The following is a 23688-nucleotide window of genomic DNA, read 5'->3' as shown; positions in this document are numbered from 1 at the left end:
CTCCTGCGCCGATGGTACTTGGGGCGCGAGCCCCTGGGAGAGTAGGGCGTTGCCGGGCAACACACGAAGCACTCACATTGCGTGAGTGCTTCTTTTTGTGAGTACAAATAAAATGGATTGTAGTTTCTCTTAGATGAATCATTTAGTAATAAGGGTATGAATTATGAATAAGGAATTAAAAAGAAACATAGTAAGTAAGGAATAGAAAAAACAGATGGTGATTAATTTATGTATCTTGATTGAAATGGAAGTGTTCAAATGGATACTTACTCACATAAAATTTAGTAATGAACGCTTAAAAGAGTTAATATAAAGAAAATTACGAGAGGTGGAATGAAATTGCTGTGGATAGTGGTAGCGATCGGTTTTAGCATGGTACTTCTTGCTCTGGTTTTTATGAATCGATATCAGGTTTTCAGAGGGAAAGCTACTTCTAAACAATTGCAACGATATGAAGAATCCGATCACTTTGCGAATGGAAAGTTTGTTAATGCCATTCCTACACCCATTAAGGCGAATGTTGCTACTTTCATTTCGTTGATAGGAGATTACTTTAAGAAGGATCCTCATCGGAGGCCAACGAAGCCATTAGCGGTCAAATCGGTAGAATTACCTCCATTGAAGGAAAATGGTTCGGCTCGTGTAACATGGCTGGGACATTCAACGGTTTTATTACAGATTAAAGGGAAGACGATTTTATTTGATCCCCTGTTTGGAACGACACCCACCCCATTTCCGATCATTGGGGGTAGGCGATTTAATAAAGAATTCCCACTGAAGGTCGATGATTTGCCGGCTATTGATGCAGTGATTATTTCCCATGATCATTTTGATCATTTGGAGTATGACTCTATTCGTAAGTTAAAGAAAGTGAAGAAATTCTATGCCCCCCTTGGAGTGAAAAACCTGTTAGTCAGATGGGGTGTGGATTCGGCTAAGATTGAAGAACTGGACTGGTGGGAAGAGACGGAATATGATGGGCTTTCCCTCGCATTTACACCCGCAAGGCACTTCTCAGGGAGGGGTCTATTCGCTTCAAATACTACATTATGGGGCTCATGGGTTGTGATGGCGCAGGATGAAAAGATTTTTTTTGGTGGAGATAGTGGCTACGGACCTCACTTTAAGGAGATTGGGGAGAGGTATGGTCCTTTTGATATTGCCATGATCGAGTCTGGACAATATGATCATCGTTGGTCAACGATTCACATGCAGCCGGAAGAGTCCATTCAAGCGTTTCAAGATGTAAAAGGAAAAGTGATGATTCCAATCCATTGGGGATCTTTTACTCTTGCTTTTCATGATTGGACGGACCCAGCTGAGCGCGGGTTGAAGTTGGCTGAGAAAAACGGACTCATTGTAGCTTTTCCACAGATTGGTGAAGCGATTGAAGTAGGAGAAAGGGATTACCCATCAGCGCCTTGGTGGCGTGATTACCATGGAGCACACAACTGAAAGCAAACCAATATAAATGACTTGATCTCGGTAACCTACCGGGCTCAAGTCATTTAACCGCCGCTTTTACCAGTTGTATAGGGATAAAATCATTATGGAGTGCTTCTTTATTTTATTCATCTGCTGTCCCTGGGTTGCCCCTGGGTTGCTCGTGAATATAATACAGTATAGCCTTCATGGTAGCCATGATCGGTACATAACCTAAAAAAATCCATTGGATGATGGTTTTGGTCATGGTGTCCTCCGTTATACCAAGTATGGTATTACCCTTCCCTTTTGGAAGGTTTCTACACGCTTGAAGGAAGCTCTGTGCATCCTTTTTTAGACAAAGCGTGGTATACTGATGAGAACAGTTCGTCATGGATGACTCTTATGCAAATCGATCGTGAATTTTCTTCGTCAGTGTATATTTATTTAATGGAATGGGAAAGATGGACGAAAAAAAGCAAAGGTGGGTCGATCTTGCAGAACAACATTACCGATCAGATCCGCTGCATTGTTTGTGAAAAAGAGTGCCAAGAAGGGATAACAGTCTTGGCCGAGTTTATTTGTCGCGACTGTGAAGCGGAAATTGTCAACACGGATGTCAAAGACAAAAAGTACGCCTATTTTGTATTGCAAATGAAAAATATTTGGACGCAGGATATATCCGATCAGTTTTCATAACCAGCGGGGACTGTTTACAGTCCTCGCTTCTTTGTGGGAGGAAGCTGGATGGAAAGGCAAAGACAGGCGCCACTCTTTGAAGCATTAGTGGCCCATCAAAAACAGAGTCAAGGAAATTTTCATGTGCCAGGTCATAAACAAGGAATAGCCTTCGATCCTGAGGGTAGAAAATGGTTTGGTGCCATGTTACAGATTGATTTAACGGAAGTGGGAGAGTTGGATGATCTTCATCAGCCAGAAGGTGTGATTGACGAAGCACAGGAGTTAGCAGCAGAAGCCTTTGGAGCTGAGAGATCATACTTTCTTACGGGTGGAACCACAGCTGGGAATTTAGCCTTAGTGATGGCTCTTTGTAAACCCGGGGAAAAACTTATTGTTCAACGGGATTCCCATCAATCGATTTTTAATGGTTGTGCTTTGGCGAAAGTTCGTCCTATTTATCTTTCAGGAAAGCTTCAAAAAAATGCGGAGAAACTCTTACCGTTACGAAGCGAGGATTTAGAGCAAGCGCTGGCTAAATATAACGATATACGCGGGGTGTTTATTACAAGCCCTGATTATTTTGGAAGGGTGCAACCGGTTCGAAGGTTAGCGGAAGTTTGTCACCGATATGGAGTTCCCTTAATTGTAGATGAAGCGCATGGTGCCCATTTTTCTTTTCATCCGAAACTTCCACCTTCAGCGATGATGGAGGGGGCAGATGCATCGGTTCAATCTACCCACAAAATGTTGCCTGCGATGACGATGGCATCGATGCTCCATGTACGGGGAACAAGGGTGGATCAGCAACGATTAACGAATGGGTTGCGTATGATCCAATCCAGTAGCCCTTCCTATCCTATGCTGGCGTCCCTTGATTTGGCACGTCGATGGATGGTTGCTCAAGGATCCTCCATGTTAGCGGAATTATTGGGGTCGCTCCAGGTTCTCCGTGATACGATTGCATCATTGAAACTGGTTGAAGAAATCCCTGGTGAAGATCCACTAAAACTTACGCTTCAGGCACGAAATGGCGTTTCAGGGCTCACCATGTTCAATTGGCTAAGAGATCGTCATGTTTACTTTGAATTGGCAGATCATCGACGGTTGTTAGCCACCTTCTCTGTTGGGACAACGGTGGCGGATCTTCGCGCTTTGTGTGACCGGTTACGAGAATTGGATCAAGCTGTCGCAAAAATGAAGGCAACCAAGAGAGCACCTAACCTCCATGTCCCCGTCATGAGTGAAAGCGAAGTGTGTTTAGGGGAGCCGAACGGAGCGCAGGAGGTTGAAGTTCCATTAAGAGAGGCCCTTGGTTATGTGGCAGCATCCATGATTGTGCCTTATCCCCCTGGAATTCCTTTGGTGTTACCTGGGGAGAGGATATCGATTGAAAGCATTCAAGTGATTGAAGCGATCATAAAAGAGGGAGGGCGTGTACGTGGTTTGGGAGCTAGTTTTCCCCCTCGAGTGGTCGTGTTACAATAAATCCACGATATTGTTGAGGGGTGGAGGCGCAACGTGAAGGGTTGGTTAATTACTTTAGAAGGACCTGAAGGAGCTGGGAAATCGACTCAGATTCGCCGATTGCATGAATATTTGGAGTCGCAGGGAATTCCTTGTATGTGCACTCGGGAACCTGGTGGAACGGCCGTGGGAGACCGCATTCGCGAGATTTTATTAGCTCCTGAATTAACAGAGATGACGCTGAAGGCAGAGGTCCTTCTCTATGCGGCTTCACGGGCGCAATTGGTGGAAGAAGTAATTCGGCCCGCTTTAGCATCTGGTAAGCTGGTCCTCTGTGACCGCTTTGTCGATTCAAGTATTGTTTATCAAGGGTTGGGACCTGAAGATGGAAATCGTCAAGAAGTCGAGGAGATCAACCAGGTTGCTCTAGGAGGGCTTCAGGCAGATCGGACGTATTTGCTCGATCTGTCCGTTGAGGATGGTGATCGGCGATTGGCTGCCCGTGGATATGTGGACCGAATGGAAGCCAAAGGAAAGCAATTTCACGAACGTGTACGACAAGGATTTTTAGCGCTCGCTCGAGAAAATCATCAACGCATTCGAGTGATCGATGCCTCACAAGATGAGGATGTGGTTTTTGCAGCGTTATGTGAAGAGGTTATGGATCTCATTGGTAAGAATTAATGGACAGGTTGAAGAAAGTTGTGTCGTTTACTTTAACTGATGGACTGAAGGGGATGAATTCGATGAAAATGGTCATCGCTATCGTACAGGATAAGGATAGTAATCGTCTTTCCCACGCGCTTGTGGAAGCCAATGTACGAGCTACAAAATTAGCAAGTACAGGTGGATTTTTAAAGTCAGGCAACACCACGTTTATGATTGGGATTGAAGATGAGCGTGTGGATGGTGTCATGACACTCATTAAAGAAAACTGTCAATCAAGAGAACAAGTGATGGCACCGATGTCCTCGATGGGTGGGAATGCGGATTCTTATGTTCCCTACCCCATTGAAGTACAGGTAGGGGGTGCAACCGTCTTTATTTTACCGATCGATCAATTTATCCAGTTTTGATAGAAAGAAGTACCACGAATGTAGAAGTGGGGGACGACAATGGCTTTAACCGATGTCGTTGGTCAAGAGCGAGTGGTTCATTTCTTAAAACAGGGACTGATTACGGGCCGAATAGCTCATGCCTATGGTTTTTCCGGTCCCTTTGGTGTAGGAAAACGGCAAATGGCGCTAGAGTTTGCAAAGGCACTTAATTGTGAGCAAACGAGGGGCGATGCCTGTGATCAATGTCGTTCCTGTCAACGAATCGAACATGGAAATCACCCAGAAGTTCGCTGGATTGCTCCGGATGGACAATCCATCAAAATTGATCAAGTAAGAAAGTTACAACGTGATTTTTCATATAGCCCCGCTGAGGGTGTTATACGCGTTGTGATTATTGAACAGGTTGAAGGAATGACAAATCAAGCGGCAAATAGCCTTTTAAAATTTTTAGAAGAACCCACATCCCGTATGGTAGCGGTGTTACTAACAGAAAATATTCATGGAATCTTACCAACCATCATTTCACGTTGTCAGTGGGTCAAATTTCCCCCTTTGTCATCGAACCAAATTGCAAAATCCTTAGTGGATAAAGGATTAGAGAACCCAATCGCTACCATATCTTCTCATTTAACAGGGGGAATTGATGAGGCGGAGGCGATTGCAAAGGAGGAGGGGTTTGCCCTGCTTTGCGAGCGAGTGATAAAATGGAGTGGGGAGATCGTTTCTGGAAAATCAGGAGCCTTGATTACCGTGCAATCATGGCTGGTTCAAGAGGCTTCCGACCGAGGGAGAATCGAGCGCATTGTTGATCTTTTGCTTCTTTGGTTACGTGACCTTCTCGATGAGCGATTAGGAAGGGAAGCGGTGATCTTTCTGGGATACGATGAACCTCGTCGACGCCAATCTGCAGAGTGGAGCATTCGTGGTCTTGTCAATGCGATGGACGCCATCATGGAGGCGAGGCGTCAACTGGCTGGACCGATCCAATCACAAGCGGTGTTGGAAAGGTTGGTAATGGCCATGCAAGGGGGATCCACACATGTTATCAGTCGTAGGAGTCCGTTTCCGTCAAGCGGGTAAGATATATTATTTTAATCCAGGAGAGCTGGACATCAGCCGAGATGATCCTGTGATTGTGGAGACTGTACGTGGAATTGAGTATGGGACTGTGGTTACAGGGATTCGGTATGTGACAGAGGATGAGGTTGTTCTTCCTCTCAAAAGTGTCATTCGAAAAGCATCATCAGATGATACGGAGTTGATGGAGAAAAACCAACAGGCAGCACATGATGCATTGGCTGTTTGTTTGGAAAAAATCCAGCATCATAGCTTAGAGATGAAGCTTGTTGATGCGGAATACACCTTTGACCGCAATAAAATAATTTTTTACTTTACTGCGGATGGCCGTGTTGATTTTAGGGAGCTTGTTAGGGATCTTGCCTCTGTATTTCGTACCCGAATTGAATTACGTCAGATTGGGGTGCGTGATGAGGCGAAAATGTTGGGTGGCATTGGGCCGTGTGGTCGCATTCTTTGTTGCTCATCCTTTCTTGGCGACTTTGAACCCGTGTCGATTAAGATGGCTAAGGATCAAAGTCTCTCACTGAACCCCGCCAAAATTTCCGGACTATGTGGTCGTCTAATGTGCTGTTTGAAGTATGAAAACGATAATTACGTAGAAGCAAAGAAGGAAATGCCTGATATTGGAGCGCGGGTGACTACACCAGAAGGGGATGGGCGAGTCACGGTACTTAATCTTTTGGAACGTCGCATCCAGGTGCAACTATCCGAATCAGGTCGTACCGTGGAGCACCCTGCGGAAGTCGTTAAAGCCCAAGCGTGAACCATGTCACTGGATGCCATACCGTCGGTATGATGATGGACATGTACAGATCTGACAACGGGTGATTCGAGGTGGGGGGCGTGGACAAGCAGGCGATCTTAGCCCAAATGACTCAAATCGAAGATCAAATCGGTAATCTTTATAAAGAGTTGGGCGGGTTGAAAGAGCAAATTGTGCAGATGCTTGAAGAAAATACACGGCTAGAGTTAGAGAATCAAGCAAAGCGAGAACGTCTTGATTCAATACAAACCAATCATGAGAATGAGACGACGCCGAGTGATCTAAGCTCAGCAGAGGTTTCCGGTGAGGGTCATGATAACTTGGCGCGGTTATATAATGAGGGATTCCATATATGTAATGTGCATTATGGTAGCATGAGAGGAAATGGGGATTGTCTATTTTGTCTCTCCTTCTTAAGTAAAACTTCCCAAGAAGAAAAGTGATTGAATCCGTTAGGAATCAACCATGTGAACTCGGCTGTGTTTTGAAGGCAGGATCAGAATGACAGCAAAAAGGAGTGCCGGGTGACCGGCGCTTTTTTATATGGCTGATGTAGAAAGTAGGAAGGATAGAGGAACGACCTCCTATCAATGGGGAATTACATGGGCAAGGTGTGAAAAGCACAATGAAGAGAGAGCGTCCCTATACGGTCTATATCTTAGAATGTGCGGATGGAACATACTATACCGGAATTACTACCCATATGAAGCGCCGGTTATCTCAACACCGTGATGGGAAGGGTGCGAAATATACAAGAGGGAGAGCGCCTCTACATCTACGTTGGATGGAAGAGCAGGAGAGTCATTCCGAGGCCCTCAAAAGAGAACATGAGATCAAAGGAATGACGCGGCGGCAAAAAATTCAGCTCATTGCAGAAAGAGGCATGGTTGATGCAGAGACAGAAAAGTTTTGAAGAGGATGGTGGAGCGCTCTATATTGTGGGTACACCCATTGGAAATTTAGGGGATGCAAGTGAGCGGGTACGCGAGACGCTGGCGATGGTAGATTTTGTTGCCTGTGAAGATACGCGCCATACCAAAAAACTATTTTCCCACTGGGGCTTTTCGAAGCCTACCGTTAGTTACCATGAACACAATCGCCATCGACGAGGCCTTGAATTGGTTAATCGAATGGTACAAGGAGAGCGAATTGCACTGGTGAGCGATGCTGGCATGCCTGGATTATCGGATCCCGGTAGTGACTTAGTCAAAGAGGCGGTCGATCAAGGCGTGCCTGTTATTCCGATCCCAGGGCCCAATGCTGCTTTCACCGCAGTGGTAGCCTCAGGTATTCCGCCACAGCCCTGTCTTTTTATTGGTTTTCTTCCTCGGCAATCAAAGGAGAGAAAAAAAGAATTAACTAAGTGGGAAGAAGTGCCTGCTACGCTGTTGTTCTATGAATCACCTCATCGTATTAAAGAAACATTAGCGGATATGGTGAAGGTACTAGGCGATCGCGACGCAACGATTGCTCGTGAGTTGACGAAAAAGCATGAAGAATGGTTGCGAGGTACATTGACTGAATGTGTTCAATGGTTTGAGGAAGAGACACCCCGTGGAGAAATGACGGTGATTGTTGCAGGAAAGACGATGCAACTTGACACGGATGAGAAGGCCGCTGAGCCTGAGGAATGGTGGCGAGCGCTCACTCCCATTGAACATGTGGAGTGGTATATTCGCCGCGGAAAAAGCAAAAAAGAAGCCATTCAGGAGACGGCTTTGAGTCGCTCGCTACCTAAACGCGAAGTGTATAATGCCTATCACCGTGATCAGGAATAAGGAGTAACGCCATTCATCGAAGAAATTCTCACAGATGGGTGGCTTTTTTTGTTGCGTAAAACAAGATCCTAAAAGGGGTTTATTCAAAGAGGAGGGATATATTGCAAGGGATTCCTTCCCAATGTCGAGAATGAGTAGAAAGATCAATTTGTAGTCAATTCTAGAAAATCAAAGGAGTTGAGCCATTGCGTCTAGACAGTCCACATAATATGAAAGAGAACCCCTTTAATAACAACCCCAAGTGAATGCAACCGATAATCGCAAGCAATGTTATACACCGAAAAGGGGGACTATTCTGACTTTCGGAGGTGGTCGGCTATGAGTCGGGTTCTTGGAAAGTTGCAACAGGTTGGGAAAGCGATGATGTTGCCAGTAGCGGTGATGCCTGCGGCGGCGATTCTATTATCTCTTGGATACAACATGACCCATCCAGCGTTTGTAGAAAAGGGGAGCTGGATATTTGAAATGGGTCAAGTGATCATGGCAGCTGGCAATGCGATCTTTATGTATCTCCCCTTATTGTTTGCGGTTGGTGTGGCTGTCGGAATGACAGGAGGGGCAGGAGCTGCTGGTTTAGCAGCAGTGGCTGGGTATGTCATCTTAAATTCGTTAGTGGGGCTTGAAACCAAAGTACCGACGGATAGTGCTTGGCAAGTAAAGCTCAATCAGACGGATGTGCTGGGTGGGATTATTACGGGTCTTATCACTGCCTATTTGTATCGGAAATACAAGGATATTCGCTTACCCGATTGGTTACAGTTTTTTGGGGGAAAGCGGTTTGTGCCGATTATTACCTCCTTTGTCATGTTGCTTGTGGGAATTCTTTTTATGATGATATGGCCGCCGATTCGAGAGGGAATTGGTACGGTTGGCACGGCCCTTGTTGATTCGGGGGGAGTAGGACTTTTCGGCTATGGGTTTCTTAATCGGTTATTACTTCCCTTTGGTTTGCATCATATCTTAAATGCTTTGGTTTGGTTTGATGTGGGTCAGTTTACAAATGCCTCAGGGGAAGTGATCAGAGGGGATCTTCATCGCTTCTTTGCTGGTGATCCAACTGCAGGGAGCTTCATGGCCGGTTTTTATCCCATTATGATGTTTGCCCTTCCAGGGGCTTGTTTAGCCATGGTACATGAGGCAAAACCCTCCCAACGAAAAGCAACTGCAGGTGTGTTGATGGCAGCGGCGCTAACTGCTTTTGTTACGGGGATAACCGAACCCATTGAGTATGCTTTTATGTTTTTAGCCCCTGTGCTCTATGGCATTCATGCGGTGCTCACGGGGTTCTCCTTGGTTATCATGGACGCACTTGGAGTAAAGCACGGATTTGGTTTCTCCGCAGGGTTGATTGATTACCTACTCAACTTTACAAGAGCGACAAAGGCCTGGTTGATTATCCCTGTAGGTCTGGGGTATGGAGCGTTATATTATGGGATCTTCCGTGCGGTGATTCGCCGGTTTCAATTGCCTACTCCAGGACGACTGGAGGAGGGAGAGGAGCAAGATGAGGGGATACAAAGGGTGGACCGTGATTTAGATCCATTAGCAGTGGAAGTGCTTGCAGCAATCGGCGGCAAGGAGAATGTAGAAGAACTCGATGCCTGTATTACACGATTGCGCATGACGATTAAGGATGATTCAAAGTTGGACCAAGATCGTTTGAAAACGTTAGGGGCCGCTGGGGTTATTCGGGTTGGTAAAGGATATTATCAAGCGGTATTTGGTACCCAATCTGAGCGATTACGTGATCGAATCATTCGCTTGATGGGTCGGGAAGAGCACTGAATCGATGGTCAAGCGATTAATCGATGCGACCCCCGCAGAATTAATAAAAATGACCGGCCGAGAGTTGCTCTGTGCGATGAAGCAATCCGAAGGACGAACCGTCGTTACTGAAATGGTTGCACCCGCATTGCCGCTCGTGGATGGGTGTAGTAATGTGGAAATTGCCGCTGCCTTTGGGGCGGATCTCATTCTGCTAAATAAATACGATGTGAGTTCGCCAAAGATTGGCGGCTTTCCATCACAAAGAAGAGAAGAGCTCAGCCAAGCGAGTGACCCATTGCTAATTGAGCACTTAGAGATATTAGGGCTGGGAAGGACCATTCAGGATGTAGAGAGGTATGTAGGACGTCCCATCGGTATCAATCTAGAGCCCGTAACTTCAGAGGTTTCAACCAAGCTCGTTCCCACAGGAAGGCGTGCTACCCTGTTGAACGGAGAAAAGGCGTTGGAACAGGGAGCTCGCTTTATTGTCCTTACAGGGAACCCCTTGACGGGAGTCACTCCCATGGCCATTACAGAACAATTGAAAGTACTACGACGGGCCTTGGGGCCGGATTTAATATTGATGGCAGGGAAAATGCATCATGCGGGGGTGGTTGCCTCAAAGGGAGGATGGTTGTCGGAAACAGAAATAGAGAACTGGATCCACGCGGGTGCGGATGTGATTCTATTACCACTACCCGGTAGTGTCCCAGGGGTATCAACAACCGATGTGGCAGAATGGGTACACATGTGTCAGGGAAGAGGCGCTCTTTCCATGCTTACCCTGGGAACTTCCCAGGAAAGCGCAACCCCAACAGTGATCGAGCGGTTGGCCATTAATGGGAAAATGGCGGGTGGTGATCTTTATCATATCGGTGATGCGGGCTTTAGTGGAATGGCGTTGCCAGAGAATATCCATGCATATTCCATTTCATTAAAAGGGAGACGACACACCTATCGGCGTATGGCGCTCTCACTCCATCGATAATTTCTAAATGAGTGGGTCAAATAAAAAGAGAAGAGAACCCTATTTGTTTAGGGACTCTTCTCTTTTTATTTAAAAAATTATAAATGATGTAGAATGTAGAAAAATTCTATGTGTGGATAAAAGAGATAGTATTTGAATTAGTTGGATGCTACTTCGTCGGAATTAAGCATCGTATGCATTTCTTCAATACATTTGCGACTTACGACTTTATTTTTATAGCGAACGGTGTTATCGACTTCACCCGTGAAAATACAAGCTGGTTCATACTTTTTAAGCACGATTCGCTCTCCGTCGACATAAATTTCAAGAGCATCTTTTTCGCCAATTCCTAGGGTGCGACGGAGTTCGATAGGGATAACCACCCGGCCGAGTTCATCAACTTTACGTACAATACCTGTAGATTTTAGCATAATCAAACGTCTCCTCTCACTCTTTTAATCTTTTTTTTGGTCTTGGTCTTGATGCCGCCAAATTTCGACATAAACAGCATCAACATCATCATACCAGCGATTCCCATAACAGTCAATATAACATCCAGCGAATTTTATAGAAAATTTTTTAAGCAAAAAAAGCAGATTACCAAAATTAAACAAGTTGATAAAAGCCTTATTCACTGGGGGATTACGTGGCTTTATTTTTCCTGTAAACTGGATAATAAGGGCTAGCAAGAGGGAAAGAGGTGGAAAAGGGATGTTGTCAGTTTCTCGACAATTAAAAAATAAAATCATCGAAACGAATCAAGAATTGCGTCGAATGTATCCTAGTCAAGTATTTGATCGGGAGCAATTGCGCGACCAACTTAAAACGCTTGGATTTTTTTCTAATGTAGAAAAATGGGCCGGGGATACGCTTGAGAAGTGGTTGGAAGGGGGGACGTTGGTTGGAGTTGACGGATCCGTCAACTCCACACCAGGGGCTCATCCACATACCTTATCCCTTTTTCAAGCATTAGCAAAGGGGACACGTGGAGAGGAGACGTGGGCGGCTGATTTATATACACCCCTCTTGGAAGAAGAAGAAGAGAACGAGGAAGGAAAGTTGGCGCGGGAGGCCAAACGGCGGGGGTCTCTCCTTGCTTCCTTGGAAATACAGGTGGCGATCGAGGCCATTGAACGCTGGAAGCCAAAAATTATTATGATGGATGGATCCCTCCTTCATTTTCTAATTGATGATGCATCGGGTTGGGCTAGGTTAGCGGATGCGGCAATTACTCAAGGTGTGCTTTTGGTGGGCGTAGCGGAGGAGATCGGTACGAAAAGCTTAGCGCGTCGCTTATTTTCTCACTCCACAACCTATTCGGACCGAGAGCTCCTTTTTGGTACACTTCAACGAGAGGAATGTTATCGCTCGGAGGCGATGGACCCACCAGGAACCGGACTTTGGAAAGCGGTTTTATGCTCAACTAAACATCCTCAACCCGTTGGCATCGATGGGTTACTCGCGCAGTCAGAAGATCGAGAACATTTAATTCAATTAGTTCATACGTTAACCCCTAATGAAGGACGGGGGGTTCCCTTGTGGTTAGATATTGTTGACCGGGAGGTCCGTGTGACGGATGCGTTGGTGCGGGGGATGGTGGAGCAGTATATCGATCCGGATTTACGTCATCGTCTCTTGATCCCCAAACGGAATGATCGGCATTTGTAAAAGAACAGAAGACGAAAAATACCTGGAGTTAAACAGAGGGAGCATGAGAAGGGGAGGAGAAAGCAATGCAAGTTGTAGGGGTAACCACGCAGCAGGAGGTGTATGTTGCCTCCAAGGAACGAAAGTTTCGTATCAATGAAATTTTAGTATTGGAAGATCGTGCATTGGATCATCCACGTGGCGAAGTGGTGGAAACCCTCTCTTACAATCGATTGATTCCGATGGGGATGGACAAATCCGTCGTTGATACCCAAGTGATTCAATCCTTAGAGCAGATTGGGTATGATATCGGTTCAGATGAGGTGAATGTTGCCAAGGTGCGATTATTTGCCGAAGCGCCTCATCCTATACGGACTGGGGTGTCTGCGCGAGCGCCGCGATTTGAGGAAGTGCGGAGGTTATTGGTGAAGGCGGATCCAGATGATGGGATGGTATTGGGAGAGATTCGGGGTACGGATGCGCTGGGGGATACGGTGGACCCTGATTTACAGAATCGGGTTCGCTTAATTGAGGAGGGTGAATGGAGAGAGCAACAGGGGGTTCCATTTTTATTTGATATACGAACGATGCAACAATATCCCCATATTGGGGTGTTTGGGGGATCAGGTTCGGGAAAATCCTTTGGTTTGCGCGTGATTCTAGAGGAGATGATGAAGCTACAAGTGCCAACCCTGGTTTTTGATCCTCACTTCGAGATGAGTTTTAAAGAGAAGGTGCCAGAATGGGGTACGGATGCGCCTGATTTTGCGGATCGTTGGTTAGCTGTGCAAATCGGGCGTGAGGTTGGTATCCATTTTCCGGATTTGTCAGCAAAGGAGTTAGTCAATTTACTGGGTGCTTCAGGAGGGGGTTTGACAGATCCCATGAGCAATGTGGTCCAATCCTTACACAAGCGCCGAGACAGTTTCCAGTCCTTTAGTGATCGACTTGGGAACGTAGCTCAAGCCATTGAAGAGGGAGAGAAGGGGCTGAAAAAGCGGGTTCATGAGGATGGTCTTACACCCACAGAGGTAGAGCGGACAAAAAGTTTATTAGAATTGCTTTCCCAGTATGGAAGCTTACCACTCTCTTCTGTCAAAGGGGTGAAGTGGCGTCTGGATCGATTGGAGAAGGCCGGGCTGTTTACCCAGGATATTCGGGCAGTGGAACAAGGACTGGAACAAGGGCGGTTGGTTGTTATTCAAGGGGATACTTGGTTACTACAGGTCTTCTCTACATATGTGGTCAATGCGGTGTATCGAAAACGAAGAGAATACCGAGATGCACGGATGAATGGGGAAGAGGGGCGGTTTTTTCCGCCGTTTGTCATTGTGACGGATGAGGCCCACAATTTTGCCCCAAAGGGGGTGGATGCCCCGCCAAAGAAGGCACTTAAGGAGATCGCCCAAGAGGGGCGTAAATATGGAGCCTTTTTGATTTTGGCGACGCAGCGACCGACGTTGCTTGATGAGACGATTACCGCTCAATTAAACACCAAGTTTGTCTTTCGAACGGTACGTGGGACGGATATTGCTACTTTGCGGGAGGAGACGGATCTTACTCAAGAAGAAGGTCGACGTCTACCATACCTGCGCTCAGGGGATACCTTCATTTCTTCTGCCGTATATGGGCGCACGGTATTTGTGAGAGTCAGGGCGTCCTATACGCATAGTCCCCATGTATCCAACCCTTTTGACGAATTACGTGCCATTCGCGTTGAACAAGACGATCAGGTGCTTCGGGTGGTAACAAACCATCTCCCCATATTTGACACGGATTTACTCGATGTCTTGACGCAAGTGAATCGAGAGTGTGGTAGTAACTGGGAGGTTCATCGTTTTAAACAAGAATTAGAGCGATGGACAAGCCAAGGGGTGATTGTCAAAAAAGAATCCCCCTTTGTCACGCGCTATGATCAACCGCTACAGGAAAGGGATAATTAGGAAAAGTTCACGGTCAATGTTGATATTATTTAGCTAGATTGACTATAATGGTTGGTATAGTTGAGTCATTGCGCTAATTGAATACGTGAGAATTTGTCGACGGGGAGGAGTATCCTCGTGTACCTATCAAAAGAGAGCCGGGTTAGGTGAAAGCCGGTATAGGGATACGAGGGGAACATGGCCCCTGAGAACCCTCTTTGAATACTGTGATTCTGGTGGTAAGAGAGGGCGTGTCCCGACGTTAATGGGCAGTGAGTTCACTGGTTAAGGCCGCTTACCGTGAGGAAGCGGCGAACTTGGGTGGTACCGCGAAGCAGCCTTCGCCCCATGATCGGGGGAGGGCTTTTTAGTTTGTAAAAAGGAGAGCGAAGCGATGTCTAAGAAACCCGCATTTTATATTACAACCCCTATTTATTACCCCAATGATAACCTGCATATTGGTCATGCATATACAACCGTGGCTGGGGATGCGATGGCCCGTTATAAGCGTCTTCGTGGCTATGATGTCATGTATTTGACGGGGACGGATGAACATGGTCAAAAGATCGAGAGAAGAGCGAAAGAACAAGGTCAGGATCCACAAACTTTTGTAAATGGGATTGTGGAGGGAATTCAAGCCTTATGGTCCAAACTAGCGATTTCCTATGATGATTTTATTCGTACAAGTGAAGAGCGTCATAAACAAGTGGCGCAAAGGATTTTTAAACGACTGTTGGACCAAGGTGATATTTATCTTGATGAGTACGAAGGTTGGTACTGCACTCCATGTGAATCTTTTTGGACAGAGCGGCAATTAAACGAGGGGAACTGTCCTGATTGCGGTCGCTCAGTTGAAAAAATGCGGGAGGAAAGCTATTTCTTTCGTACAAGTAAGTATGCAGAGCGCCTTTTGAAGTATTACGAAGAGAACCCGGATTTCATCCAACCGGAAAGTCGTAAAAACGAGATGATCCAGAACTTTATTAAGCCAGGGTTGGAGGATTTAGCGGTCTCTCGTACGACATTTGACTGGGGGATTCCTGTTCCGGAAAATCCAAAACATGTGATGTATGTTTGGATCGATGCCTTAACCAACTATATTTCCGCCTTAGGATATGGAACGGACCAGGATGAAAAATACCAAAAATACTGGCCGGCCAATGTCCATCTCGTTGGAAAGGATATTATTCGTTTTCATACGATTTACTGGCCCATTATGTTGATGGCGTTAGATATTCCCTTACCTAAGCAAGTTTTTGGCCATGGTTTCTTCATGATGAAGGATGGGAAAATGTCTAAATCTAAAGGAAATGTGGTCGATCCGGTCCCGCTCATTGATCGCTATGGTTTGGATCGCGTTCGTTATTTTCTCTTGCGGGAAGTTCCCTTTGGTTATGATGGTGTCTTTACACCGGAAGGATTTGTGGAACGGACGAACGCTGATCTGGCCAATGATCTCGGCAATCTGTTACATCGCAGCTTAACGATGGTAAAGAAATATGCGGAGGGCAAAGTTCCTAAACGGGTGATTGATGGTACCGATCATGACCAGAGACTGGTTCAACTTGCAGAAGAAACGGTCACGAAAGTGGAAAATTATATGGATCAAATGCAATTTTCCATGGCACTCACGTCGATTTGGGAACTAATTCGAGGAACGAATCGTTATTTAGAAGGAACGATGCCGTGGGAGTTGGCAAAAGACCCAGCGAATAAAGAGAAATTAGGCTCCGTTCTGTACCATGTGGTAGAGGCGCTACGATATGTTAGTGTGCTAATTCAGCCATTCTTGGTACGTACACCAACAGAGATGTGGGAGCAGTTGGGATTAGTAGAGGACGAATCGACGACCGCTTGGGAAAGTTTGCGTCAGTTTGGTGGATTTCCTTCCGGAACGATGACTCACCGCAAAAACCCCTTGTTTCCTCGACTCGATGTGGAGGATGAAGTGAAGGAGATCGTTCTTCAGATGGGAGGAACCCCCGTGAAAGAAAAAGAAGACGCGAAAGAGGACACAAAGACCAAGCAAGAGAGTGGAGTAGCCGATTTAGAAGAATTAATTAAGATTGACCAGTTTTCCGCTGTGGACTTACGTGTTGCAGAGATCATTGAAGCCGGACCTCTTAAAGGGGCGGACCGTCTGTTGAAACTTCAGGTGGATCTAGGCGGGGAACAACGACAAGTGATTGCCGGGATTGCTCAACACTATGAACCAACTTCTTTGATCGGGCTCAAAGTGATTCTTGTTGCTAATTTAAAACCAGCGAAGCTTCGTGGTGAGCGCTCCGAAGGGATGATCTTAGCAGCAAAAGCAGGTGATCGACTCGTACTCTCTACACTCTCTGGAGATATTCCAAATGGAACACGAGTAAAATAACGATCCCGTCGAATCTGCCTCAGGTTGATCAAGAAGGGTGGAAAAACAACGGATTGAAGAATTGGAGGGGTTCGATTGGGAAAGAAAGAGAAGAACTCAGCAAGGGAATGGATCATTGCGGTGGTAGTTGCTGCCGCCTTAGTGCTAATTATCCGCTCGTTTTTGTATGCCCCCTACGAAGTGTATGGTCAATCGATGGAGCCTACCTTTAAGGGAAGCGAATTGCTGATTATTAACAAATGGATTTATGATGTTGAGAACCCGCAATATGGAGATATCATCGTTTTCCATACTTCGGAACAGCGGGATTTTATCAAGCGCGTGATTGGCAAAGAAGGAGATCGCATACAAGTTCGTGATGGTAAAGTGTATCGTAACGGGAAGGCTTTAAAAGAGACTTATCTCAATGAGAAAATGATTGAGAAATCGTTACCCGTAACGGTCGTCCCGAAAGATCATGTGTTTGCCATGGGTGACAATCGCAACCGGAGTCGAGATAGTCGTGAAATCGGGCCCATTGCCATTAATGAAATCGCAGGGCGTGCCGATGTTCAGTTAATGCCCCTAAAGGAAATGAAATTGCTATTTCCTTAAGGGAGGAGGTTGAAGAACGAGTGTTATTTGATAGCCATACACATTTAAATGCAAGTCAATTTGTTGAGGATCAAGTAGAAACGATTCGACGTGCGAAAGAGGAGTACAAGGTGACTCGCATTCTTAATATCGGATGTGACCGAGAATCCATTCCGACCTCGATCGCTTTAGCAGAAACCTATGATTTTATATACAGTTCGGTGGGGTGGCATCCAGTGGATGCTGTGGAGATGACTGTGGAGGATTTGGATTGGTTGGAAGAGCTCTGTGATCACCCCAAAGTGGTCGCTCTGGGTGAGATGGGGCTCGATTATCATTGGGACACTTCTCCGAAAGGGATTCAAGAGAGTGTATTTCGCCAACAAATTCGACTTGCCAGGGAGTTAAAACTACCGATTATCATCCATAACCGTGAAGCGGATGAGGATGTTCTTCGTATCCTAAGGGAAGAGAAGGCATCGGAGGTAGGTGGGGTTATGCATTGCTTTAGTGGGGATTGGTCCTTGGCAGAACAGTGCCTTGACCTCGGGTTTTATCTGGGCTTAGGGGGTCCAGTTACCTTTAAAAATGCCCACGATCCCAAAGAGGTAGCGAAACGCGTTCCATTGGATAGACTATTGATCGAAACAGACGCGCCCTATCTCGCTCCTCATCCCCATCGGGGAAAACGCAATGAAACAGGCTATGTCAGTCTGGTGGCTGAACAAATTGCAATCCTACGGGAGATCTCCTTTGCGGATGTGGCAGCTCAAACCTTCGCTAACGCGTGCCGTCTCTTTCAAATCGAAGCAGGATCAACTTCTGAAGGAAAATAGTTTGTAGTAAATGAACCAGTGAAAACTCGATGAAGAAAAGAGATTTTGCTGTCGTAAGGGATGAATAACGATTAAAGAGCAGACAAATCAACGTCGAAAAATCCGCGAAGTGATCGTGGTGGAAGGAAAAAATGATACTGTTGCTGTATTAAAGGCGGTCGAAGCTGATACATTGGAGACGAGGGGCTCTGCGGTTGGTTCCGATGTCATTGCTGCGGTGAAACGTGCCCAAGAGCGGCGGGGTGTGATCATTTTTACTGACCCCGATGGAGCGGGAGAACGAATTCGACGCATTATTTCTCAAGAAGTACCTGGTTGCCGACAAGCTTTTCTTCCGAGAAATGAAGCCCGTGGAGATAAGGGGCTAGGGGTGGAACACGCCACGCCAGAGGCAATACAATCTGCACTCTCGGATGCTCGCACGGAGGATGGTACAGAGGTTCCCTCTATCTCCTGGGAAACGTATTTAAAGGCAGGGCTTGTTGGAGGGAAGGGTGCTAGTAAAATGCGCGAACGGTTGGCGGAAATGCTAGGCATTGGCTATGCCAACGGGAAGCAATTCTACAAGCGATTGCATCTTTTGCGCATTACTCGAGAAGAATTTGAAGAAGCACTCTCTCGTGTTGAAGAAGAAAGGGAGGAAACCCGTGGCTGAAGGAAGAATTACTACTCGCACTAGAGAAATATTACGTCGCCATGGGTTGCATTTAAAAAAGAGCCTGGGCCAAAATTTTCTTACAGAGGATCATGTTTTACACCAAATTGTAGAAGCTGCAGATTTAGATGAGAACGCGGGTGTATTGGAGATTGGTCCTGGGATTGGTGCGTTGACGGAACATCTTGCGGAAGAAGCGAAGTCCGTGATCGCAGTTGAGCTCGATCAACGCCTTCTCCCGATTTTGCAAGAGCTCTTTGTTGCCTATCCTCATGTAACGATTCTCCATGGTGATGCAATGAAGGTTGATCTTCATCAGGTAATTGAGGAGCACCTGGGTGATTGTAAAAAGCGTCATGTCGTAGCGAATCTCCCTTATTATGTTACGTCCCCGATTCTGATGCGTCTCTTGGAGGAGCGCCTTCCTCTTGATTCCATTGTCATTATGGTACAAAAGGAAGTCGCTGAACGATTGACCTCAGAACCGGGTACCAAAGCATATGGATCGATTACCGTTACCACGCAATATTTTACAGAACCTGAGTGGGTGACCCTGGTACCTGCCCATGTATTTATGCCGCCACCTCAAGTGGATTCTGCAGTCATTCGGTTAAAGATTCGTCCTAAGCCTCCAGTGGCTGTAAACAATGAGGGTTTGTTTTTCAGGGTGGTTCGGGCGTCATTTGGACAGCGGCGAAAAACCCTTCCGAATGCGATTTCTGCTGGTCTCTTTGGTGGCAAGCGTAAAGGAGAAATTACTCTTTGGCTAGAGGAGGCAGGGATCGACCCGAAACGCAGGGGAGAGACACTCTCCCTTGAAGAGTTCGCCCATTTTACCAACTTTCTAGACGAACGATTGGATGAACACGCTTGATGATTCATATAATAGTAGGGTAGAAGTTACCGACATGGTTCGGTAGAGCCCGGAGGGGAACCCATTGCAATTCTTCCATCCTCGCAAAGGCCGTTTAGAACTCGATCAGATGATCTCAGAAATCTACGCGTATATTGAGGAAGATCGTTCCTCAACCTATAAAATGGTGATCGGTACCGATTCACAAACCAGTCATCGCGGAACGTTGTTTGTGACGGCGATTATCATTCATCGTGTTGGAAAAGGCGCGCTGTTTTATTACTCAAAGAAAAAAAGCCGTCCTTTGCTTGACTTGCGATATCGGATCTATAAAGAGACGGAGTACAGTCTAGCATGCATGGACATGCTTAAGGAGAAAGATTTCTTTAGTGCTTCCTGGGACCTTCCTGTGGAAGTACATCTGGATGTGGGTCGTAAAGGTGAAACGAGGAAGTTGATTCAGGAAGTGGTAGGGTGGGTGACAGCCGTCGGTTACACTGCCAAAATCAAACCGGATGCTTATGCTGCGAGTGCGGTAGCTGATCGCTTTACTAAATAATGAATAACCCCCCGATTGGGGGGTTTATTTTTCCAATCCTCCCCCATATCATGTCGAGATCCCACTATTCCTGTCAAATCAAAAAAAACCCGTTGACATAAGGGTTTTCCCCTTGCTATAATTCAACTTTTGACAACCTGTCCTTACCGTGATATAATGCTTGATGAGTGAGGTGGTCGAGTCATATGGGTAGGAATGCGCTATCTGAGATAAAACGGACGTTGGAAAGTTACATTGGACAGAAAATCCGATTAAAGGCCAACAGCGGACGTCGTAAGACCATTGAACGAAGTGGGGTTCTAGAAGAAACATACCCCTCCGTCTTCATTGTGAAGTTGGACGAAGAACAACACTCTTTCGAGCGTGTATCGTACAGTTATGCGGATATCTTGACAGAAACTGTGGAGCTGACCGTTTTTCAAGATGAAGGACAAGTCCCTGTGCGTTATGTAAAGAATCCCCAATGAGCGCTTGAAACGCAAGGTGCCGTTGCTAAGCTTCACCCATCCGAACCGTCCCAGGTTCGGTTTTTTATTGTGTGGAATTTTTCCTTGCACCCGATGGATGAGTCATGTAAAATCGTATATATAGACGTTTTTTAAAAATCAAAACACAAGATGTTGTGGTTTGGCTGGATCGCTGAGCGTGAGAATAAGAGAGTTTGATGAATAGGGTTTGTGCACGCCGCGACTTGATTTGGTGTTACGTATTATAACTAGTTGATCGTGGACAAGGCGTAGAACCCCATTTTAAAAAGGGGTTGCCAGTGAGAACAACCCTTCATATACGGATCAGGGTTTGGAAGGAACGGGTGTTTCGCCTGAATCTACCGGATCTTCGATTTTTCGGTGAATAGGGAAGCAAGGTGACATAAAAGAAGGGTCATGAATCGGTGGGAAGTGAATTCCTGATGAGTCTCCGGTTTTTGACTCGCTTCTATGGATCCTGGTGTTAACGCCCCGCCGTCCATACTCGGACGGCGTTTTATATGGCAATTAATCAGAGAGGTGGACAAGTCATGTCGACGACCCAGTTGGAACAAACTTCAGAAATGGCCCTTGGGCTGACTGAGCTGAAAGCGGATCTTGAACATTTAATTGCGGAATATCCCCACTTAGATGGTCGCTATTGGATTGATAAAACCTTAGATAGTTTGGAAGAAAAAGAGGAATGGAATCGGGACAAGGCGGATCGACTACTGATTTTAAACGCCCTTGAACAAATTACAGCCGATACTCCTGACTGGACATACATAGCAGCAAAAATTCATACATGGTCTCTCTATCGGGAAGCAGCAAAAAACCGTGGCGGAAACCTTAAAAAGGGTTATGGTAACTTCCTAGGACTCATACAGACGCTAATGGAAAAAGGGATTTATTCTCCTTTGTTAACAGAGCGTTATTCTCCCGCAGAATTGGAAGAACTCGAAAAGGTGATTGTACCCGAGCGCGATGGATTATTTACTTACGTAGGCCTTCGTACGCTTGCGGATCGATATTTGACACGGGATCATGACGGCAAAGTATGGGAACTTCCTCAAGAGCGCTTTTTGATCATTGCGATGACCTTAATGTCCGATGAGAGCCAAGAGAATCGATTAACCTTGGTAAAGGAAGCGTACTGGGCGCTCTCTAACCTGTATATGACCGTGGCGACGCCTACCTTTGCAAATGCAGGGAAAAATTATGGGCAATTATCTTCGTGCTTTATTGACACGGTGGAGGACTCCTTACGTGGGATCTACGATAGTAATACCGATGTTGCTACTCTTTCCAAAGGAGGAGGAGGAATCGGTATTTATTTGGGTAAGATTCGCTCCCGAGGAAGTGATATTAAAGGGTTTAAAGGGATCAGTTCCGGTGTGCTTCCTTGGATGAAACAACTGAACAACACAGCCGTTAGTGTGGATCAGTTGGGGCAACGTCAAGGGTCTATCGCGGTGTATCTGGATGTTTGGCATAAAGATATTTTCTCTTTCCTCGATGCAAAACTGAACAATGGAGACGAACGTCTTCGAACTCACGATATTTTTACGGGCGTTTGTTTGCCGGACCTTTTCATGGAGACCGTTGAGGCGAGGGGAGAATGGCATCTATTCGATCCCCATGAAGTACGTCGCACGATGGGATACTCACTAGAGGACTTTTATGATGAGAATAAGGGTGCGGGCTCCTTTAGAGAACGCTATGCGGAATGTGTCAATCATTCAACCCTATCTCGGAAAACGGTACCCGCGATTGAGATTATGAAGCGGGTGATGATCTCCCAATTAGAAACCGGAACCCCCTATATGTTTTATCGGGATGAAGTGAATCGGATGAACCCCAATAAAGATAAAGGGATGATCTATTCTTCGAACCTATGTAGTGAAATCTTGCAAAATCAAAGTGCGACAACCGTGACGGAAGAGACGACCATGGACGGGAAAATTGTCGTTACGAAGACCCCAGGAGATTTTGTAGTGTGCAATTTGTCTTCGATCAACCTGGGGCGTGCGGTACCGGATAAGGTATTAGAGCGGTTGATTCCGATACAAGTTCGGATGTTGGATAATGTGATTGACCTGAACACAATTGAAGTTCTTCAAGCACGGTTGACCAATCAAAAATATCGTGCAATTGGTCTAGGAACCTTCGGATGGCATCACTTACTTGCATTGGAAGGAATTATGTGGGAATCCGAAGAGTCGGTGACCTATGCGGATGAATTGTATGAAAAAATTGCTCAACTTGTTATTCGATCCTCCTATGAATTAGCAGTGGAGAAGGGATCATATCCCGCCTTTGCTGGAAGTGAATGGGAGACAGGGGCTTACTTTGAGAGACGGGGCTACCAAGGGGAAGCTTGGGATGAGCTACGGACTTCGATTGCAAGCCAGGGAATACGGAACGGTTGGTTAATGGCGGTTGCACCCAATGGGAGCACGTCAGTTATTGCGGGAAGCACTGCATCCATTGATCCTGTATATCGGAAAGAATACAGTGAAGAGAAGAAGAACTATCGGATTCCGGTGACGGCCCCAGACCTGTCACCAAAGACTACTTGGTATTATAAGCCTGCCCATCAGATCGACGCCCATTGGAGCATCAAGCAAAATGCTGCTCGTCAACGGCATATCGATCAATCGCAGTCCTTTAATATTTATGTTACCCATGACATCAAAGCGAAGGAGCTCCTAGATATCCATCTCCAGGCATGGAAACTGGGGCTGAAGACGACTTACTATACACGTTCGACTTCTTCGGAGATCGTCGAATGCGAAAGCTGCTCCAGCTGATGAAAGGAT

At 46.1% G+C, this 23688-nt stretch carries 23 protein-coding genes, 1 pseudogene and 1 other annotated feature; of the genes and pseudogenes, 22 read left to right on the top strand and 2 right to left on the bottom strand.

Annotated elements, in window-relative coordinates:
• Positions 1–339: 339 nt before the first annotated feature.
• Positions 340–1455 carry an MBL fold metallo-hydrolase gene (locus tag CHX35_RS12815; protein WP_245838803.1) on the top strand — a complete coding sequence of 372 codons (1116 nt, stop codon included), beginning with the start codon at positions 340–342 and terminating at the stop codon, positions 1453–1455.
• A gap of 112 nt (positions 1456–1567) precedes the next feature.
• Here CHX35_RS12815 and CHX35_RS18045 read toward each other — a convergent pair whose 3' ends face one another.
• Entirely contained in the window at positions 1568–1690 is a 123-nt protein-coding gene (locus CHX35_RS18045; RefSeq protein WP_281252087.1) for a hypothetical protein, read from the bottom strand.
• 137 nt (positions 1691–1827) lie between these two features.
• On the opposite strand from CHX35_RS18045, the gene CHX35_RS12805 reads away from it, so the two are divergent.
• From CHX35_RS12805 to CHX35_RS12755, 11 genes are all read left to right on the top strand, one after another.
• Positions 1828–2121, top strand: a complete 294-nt coding sequence (locus CHX35_RS12805) for a sigma factor G inhibitor Gin (RefSeq protein WP_342743135.1) — start codon at positions 1828–1830, stop codon at positions 2119–2121.
• Positions 2122–2169: 48 nt separating this feature from the next.
• The gene (locus CHX35_RS12800) at positions 2170–3588 is read left to right on the top strand and encodes an aminotransferase class I/II-fold pyridoxal phosphate-dependent enzyme (protein WP_091838003.1); all 1419 of its coding nucleotides are present in this window, start codon (positions 2170–2172) and stop codon (positions 3586–3588) included.
• A 33-nt stretch (positions 3589–3621) separates the two neighbouring features.
• A complete protein-coding gene (tmk, locus tag CHX35_RS12795) occupies positions 3622–4251 on the top strand; it encodes a dTMP kinase (RefSeq protein WP_091838001.1) in 630 nt (209 codons plus the stop codon).
• Positions 4252–4313: 62 nt separating this feature from the next.
• Positions 4314–4643 (top strand): cyclic-di-AMP receptor, encoded by a 330-nt coding sequence (locus CHX35_RS12790; protein ID WP_091837999.1) that lies wholly within the window; start codon positions 4314–4316, stop codon positions 4641–4643.
• 39 nt (positions 4644–4682) lie between these two features.
• Entirely contained in the window at positions 4683–5705 is a 1023-nt protein-coding gene (holB, locus tag CHX35_RS12785) for a DNA polymerase III subunit delta' (protein ID WP_091837997.1), read from the top strand.
• Entirely contained in the window at positions 5665–6468 is an 804-nt protein-coding gene (locus CHX35_RS12780; RefSeq protein ID WP_091837995.1) for a PSP1 domain-containing protein, read from the top strand. The genes holB and CHX35_RS12780 overlap by 41 nt, the downstream gene beginning before the upstream one ends.
• 80 nt (positions 6469–6548) lie before the next feature.
• Positions 6549–6911 (top strand): DNA replication initiation control protein YabA, encoded by a 363-nt coding sequence (gene yabA, locus CHX35_RS12775; protein ID WP_091837993.1) that lies wholly within the window; start codon positions 6549–6551, stop codon positions 6909–6911.
• A 182-nt stretch (positions 6912–7093) separates the two neighbouring features.
• The gene (locus tag CHX35_RS12770; RefSeq protein WP_091837992.1) at positions 7094–7381 is read left to right on the top strand and encodes a GIY-YIG nuclease family protein; all 288 of its coding nucleotides are present in this window, start codon (positions 7094–7096) and stop codon (positions 7379–7381) included.
• Positions 7356–8246 (top strand): 16S rRNA (cytidine(1402)-2'-O)-methyltransferase, encoded by an 891-nt coding sequence (gene rsmI / locus CHX35_RS12765; protein ID WP_245838802.1) that lies wholly within the window; start codon positions 7356–7358, stop codon positions 8244–8246. Before CHX35_RS12770 ends, rsmI begins: the two co-directional genes overlap by 26 nt.
• A 318-nt stretch (positions 8247–8564) precedes the next feature.
• A complete protein-coding gene (locus CHX35_RS12760) occupies positions 8565–10031 on the top strand; it encodes a PTS transporter subunit EIIC (RefSeq protein WP_091837989.1) in 1467 nt (488 codons plus the stop codon).
• Positions 10032–10035: 4 nt separating this feature from the next.
• On the top strand, positions 10036–11001 hold the full coding sequence (locus CHX35_RS12755) for a DUF7916 family protein (protein WP_091837987.1): 966 nt from the start codon (positions 10036–10038) through the stop codon (positions 10999–11001).
• A gap of 137 nt (positions 11002–11138) precedes the next feature.
• Here the strand turns inward: CHX35_RS12755 and CHX35_RS12750 are convergent, their stop codons facing one another.
• Positions 11139–11411, bottom strand: a complete 273-nt coding sequence (locus CHX35_RS12750) for an AbrB/MazE/SpoVT family DNA-binding domain-containing protein (RefSeq protein ID WP_091837986.1) — start codon at positions 11409–11411, stop codon at positions 11139–11141.
• 280 nt (positions 11412–11691) lie between these two features.
• Between CHX35_RS12750 and CHX35_RS12745 the strand changes: the two genes are divergently transcribed.
• From CHX35_RS12745 to CHX35_RS12700, 10 genes and pseudogenes are all read left to right on the top strand, one after another.
• Positions 11692–12648 carry a DNA double-strand break repair nuclease NurA gene (locus tag CHX35_RS12745; protein ID WP_091837984.1) on the top strand — a complete coding sequence of 319 codons (957 nt, stop codon included), beginning with the start codon at positions 11692–11694 and terminating at the stop codon, positions 12646–12648.
• A gap of 65 nt (positions 12649–12713) precedes the next feature.
• Positions 12714–14570: an ATP-binding protein gene (locus tag CHX35_RS12740; protein WP_091837982.1), complete on the top strand. Its 1857-nt coding sequence runs from the start codon at positions 12714–12716 to the stop codon at positions 14568–14570.
• A gap of 87 nt (positions 14571–14657) precedes the next feature.
• Positions 14658–14901 (top strand) — a binding site (T-box leader).
• A gap of 36 nt (positions 14902–14937) precedes the next feature.
• Positions 14938–16926, top strand: a pseudogene (gene metG, locus CHX35_RS12735) (methionine--tRNA ligase); the annotation flags it as partial.
• A 75-nt stretch (positions 16927–17001) separates the two neighbouring features.
• Entirely contained in the window at positions 17002–17520 is a 519-nt protein-coding gene (lepB, locus tag CHX35_RS12730) for a signal peptidase I (protein WP_245838800.1), read from the top strand.
• Positions 17521–17540: 20 nt separating this feature from the next.
• Positions 17541–18335, top strand: a complete 795-nt coding sequence (locus tag CHX35_RS12725; RefSeq protein WP_091837978.1) for a TatD family hydrolase — start codon at positions 17541–17543, stop codon at positions 18333–18335.
• A gap of 118 nt (positions 18336–18453) precedes the next feature.
• A complete protein-coding gene (gene rnmV / locus CHX35_RS12720) occupies positions 18454–18990 on the top strand; it encodes a ribonuclease M5 (protein ID WP_245838798.1) in 537 nt (178 codons plus the stop codon).
• Entirely contained in the window at positions 18983–19864 is an 882-nt protein-coding gene (rsmA, locus tag CHX35_RS12715) for a 16S rRNA (adenine(1518)-N(6)/adenine(1519)-N(6))-dimethyltransferase RsmA (protein ID WP_245838796.1), read from the top strand. Before rnmV ends, rsmA begins: the two co-directional genes overlap by 8 nt.
• Before the next feature lie 64 nt (positions 19865–19928).
• Positions 19929–20402 (top strand): ribonuclease H-like YkuK family protein, encoded by a 474-nt coding sequence (locus tag CHX35_RS12710; protein WP_091837972.1) that lies wholly within the window; start codon positions 19929–19931, stop codon positions 20400–20402.
• 185 nt (positions 20403–20587) lie between these two features.
• On the top strand, positions 20588–20869 hold the full coding sequence (gene veg / locus CHX35_RS12705) for a biofilm formation stimulator Veg (protein WP_091738979.1): 282 nt from the start codon (positions 20588–20590) through the stop codon (positions 20867–20869).
• 551 nt (positions 20870–21420) lie between these two features.
• Positions 21421–23679, top strand: a complete 2259-nt coding sequence (locus CHX35_RS12700; RefSeq protein WP_091837971.1) for a ribonucleoside-diphosphate reductase subunit alpha — start codon at positions 21421–21423, stop codon at positions 23677–23679.
• Positions 23680–23688 lie beyond the last annotated feature (9 nt).

This window comes from Marininema halotolerans, assembly GCF_900116235.1.
GTDB classification, from domain to species: Bacteria; Bacillota; Bacilli; order Thermoactinomycetales; family DSM-45169; genus Marininema; species Marininema halotolerans.
This window is presented reverse-complemented; position numbering and strand designations above follow the sequence as displayed.

Bases quoted from the DNA above. Each gene is read 5' to 3' on its own strand.
- CHX35_RS18045 (WP_281252087.1), bottom strand. From the start codon at position 1,690: ATGACCAAAACCATCATCCAATGGATTTTTTTAGGTTATGTACCGATC.
- CHX35_RS12805 (WP_342743135.1), top strand. From the start codon at position 1,828: ATGCAAATCGATCGTGAATTTTCTTCGTCAGTGTATATTTATTTAATG.
- CHX35_RS12800 (WP_091838003.1), top strand. From the start codon at position 2,170: ATGGAAAGGCAAAGACAGGCGCCACTCTTTGAAGCATTAGTGGCCCAT.
- CHX35_RS12790 (WP_091837999.1), top strand. From the start codon at position 4,314: ATGAAAATGGTCATCGCTATCGTACAGGATAAGGATAGTAATCGTCTT.
- holB (WP_091837997.1), top strand. From the start codon at position 4,683: ATGGCTTTAACCGATGTCGTTGGTCAAGAGCGAGTGGTTCATTTCTTA.
- CHX35_RS12780 (WP_091837995.1), top strand. From the start codon at position 5,665: ATGTTATCAGTCGTAGGAGTCCGTTTCCGTCAAGCGGGTAAGATATAT.
- CHX35_RS12770 (WP_091837992.1), top strand. From the start codon at position 7,094: ATGAAGAGAGAGCGTCCCTATACGGTCTATATCTTAGAATGTGCGGAT.
- CHX35_RS12760 (WP_091837989.1), top strand. From the start codon at position 8,565: ATGAGTCGGGTTCTTGGAAAGTTGCAACAGGTTGGGAAAGCGATGATG.
- CHX35_RS12755 (WP_091837987.1), top strand. From the start codon at position 10,036: ATGGTCAAGCGATTAATCGATGCGACCCCCGCAGAATTAATAAAAATG.
- CHX35_RS12750 (WP_091837986.1), bottom strand. From the start codon at position 11,411: ATGCTAAAATCTACAGGTATTGTACGTAAAGTTGATGAACTCGGCCGG.
- CHX35_RS12745 (WP_091837984.1), top strand. From the start codon at position 11,692: ATGTTGTCAGTTTCTCGACAATTAAAAAATAAAATCATCGAAACGAAT.
- CHX35_RS12740 (WP_091837982.1), top strand. From the start codon at position 12,714: ATGCAAGTTGTAGGGGTAACCACGCAGCAGGAGGTGTATGTTGCCTCC.
- veg (WP_091738979.1), top strand. From the start codon at position 20,588: ATGGGTAGGAATGCGCTATCTGAGATAAAACGGACGTTGGAAAGTTAC.
- CHX35_RS12700 (WP_091837971.1), top strand. From the start codon at position 21,421: ATGTCGACGACCCAGTTGGAACAAACTTCAGAAATGGCCCTTGGGCTG.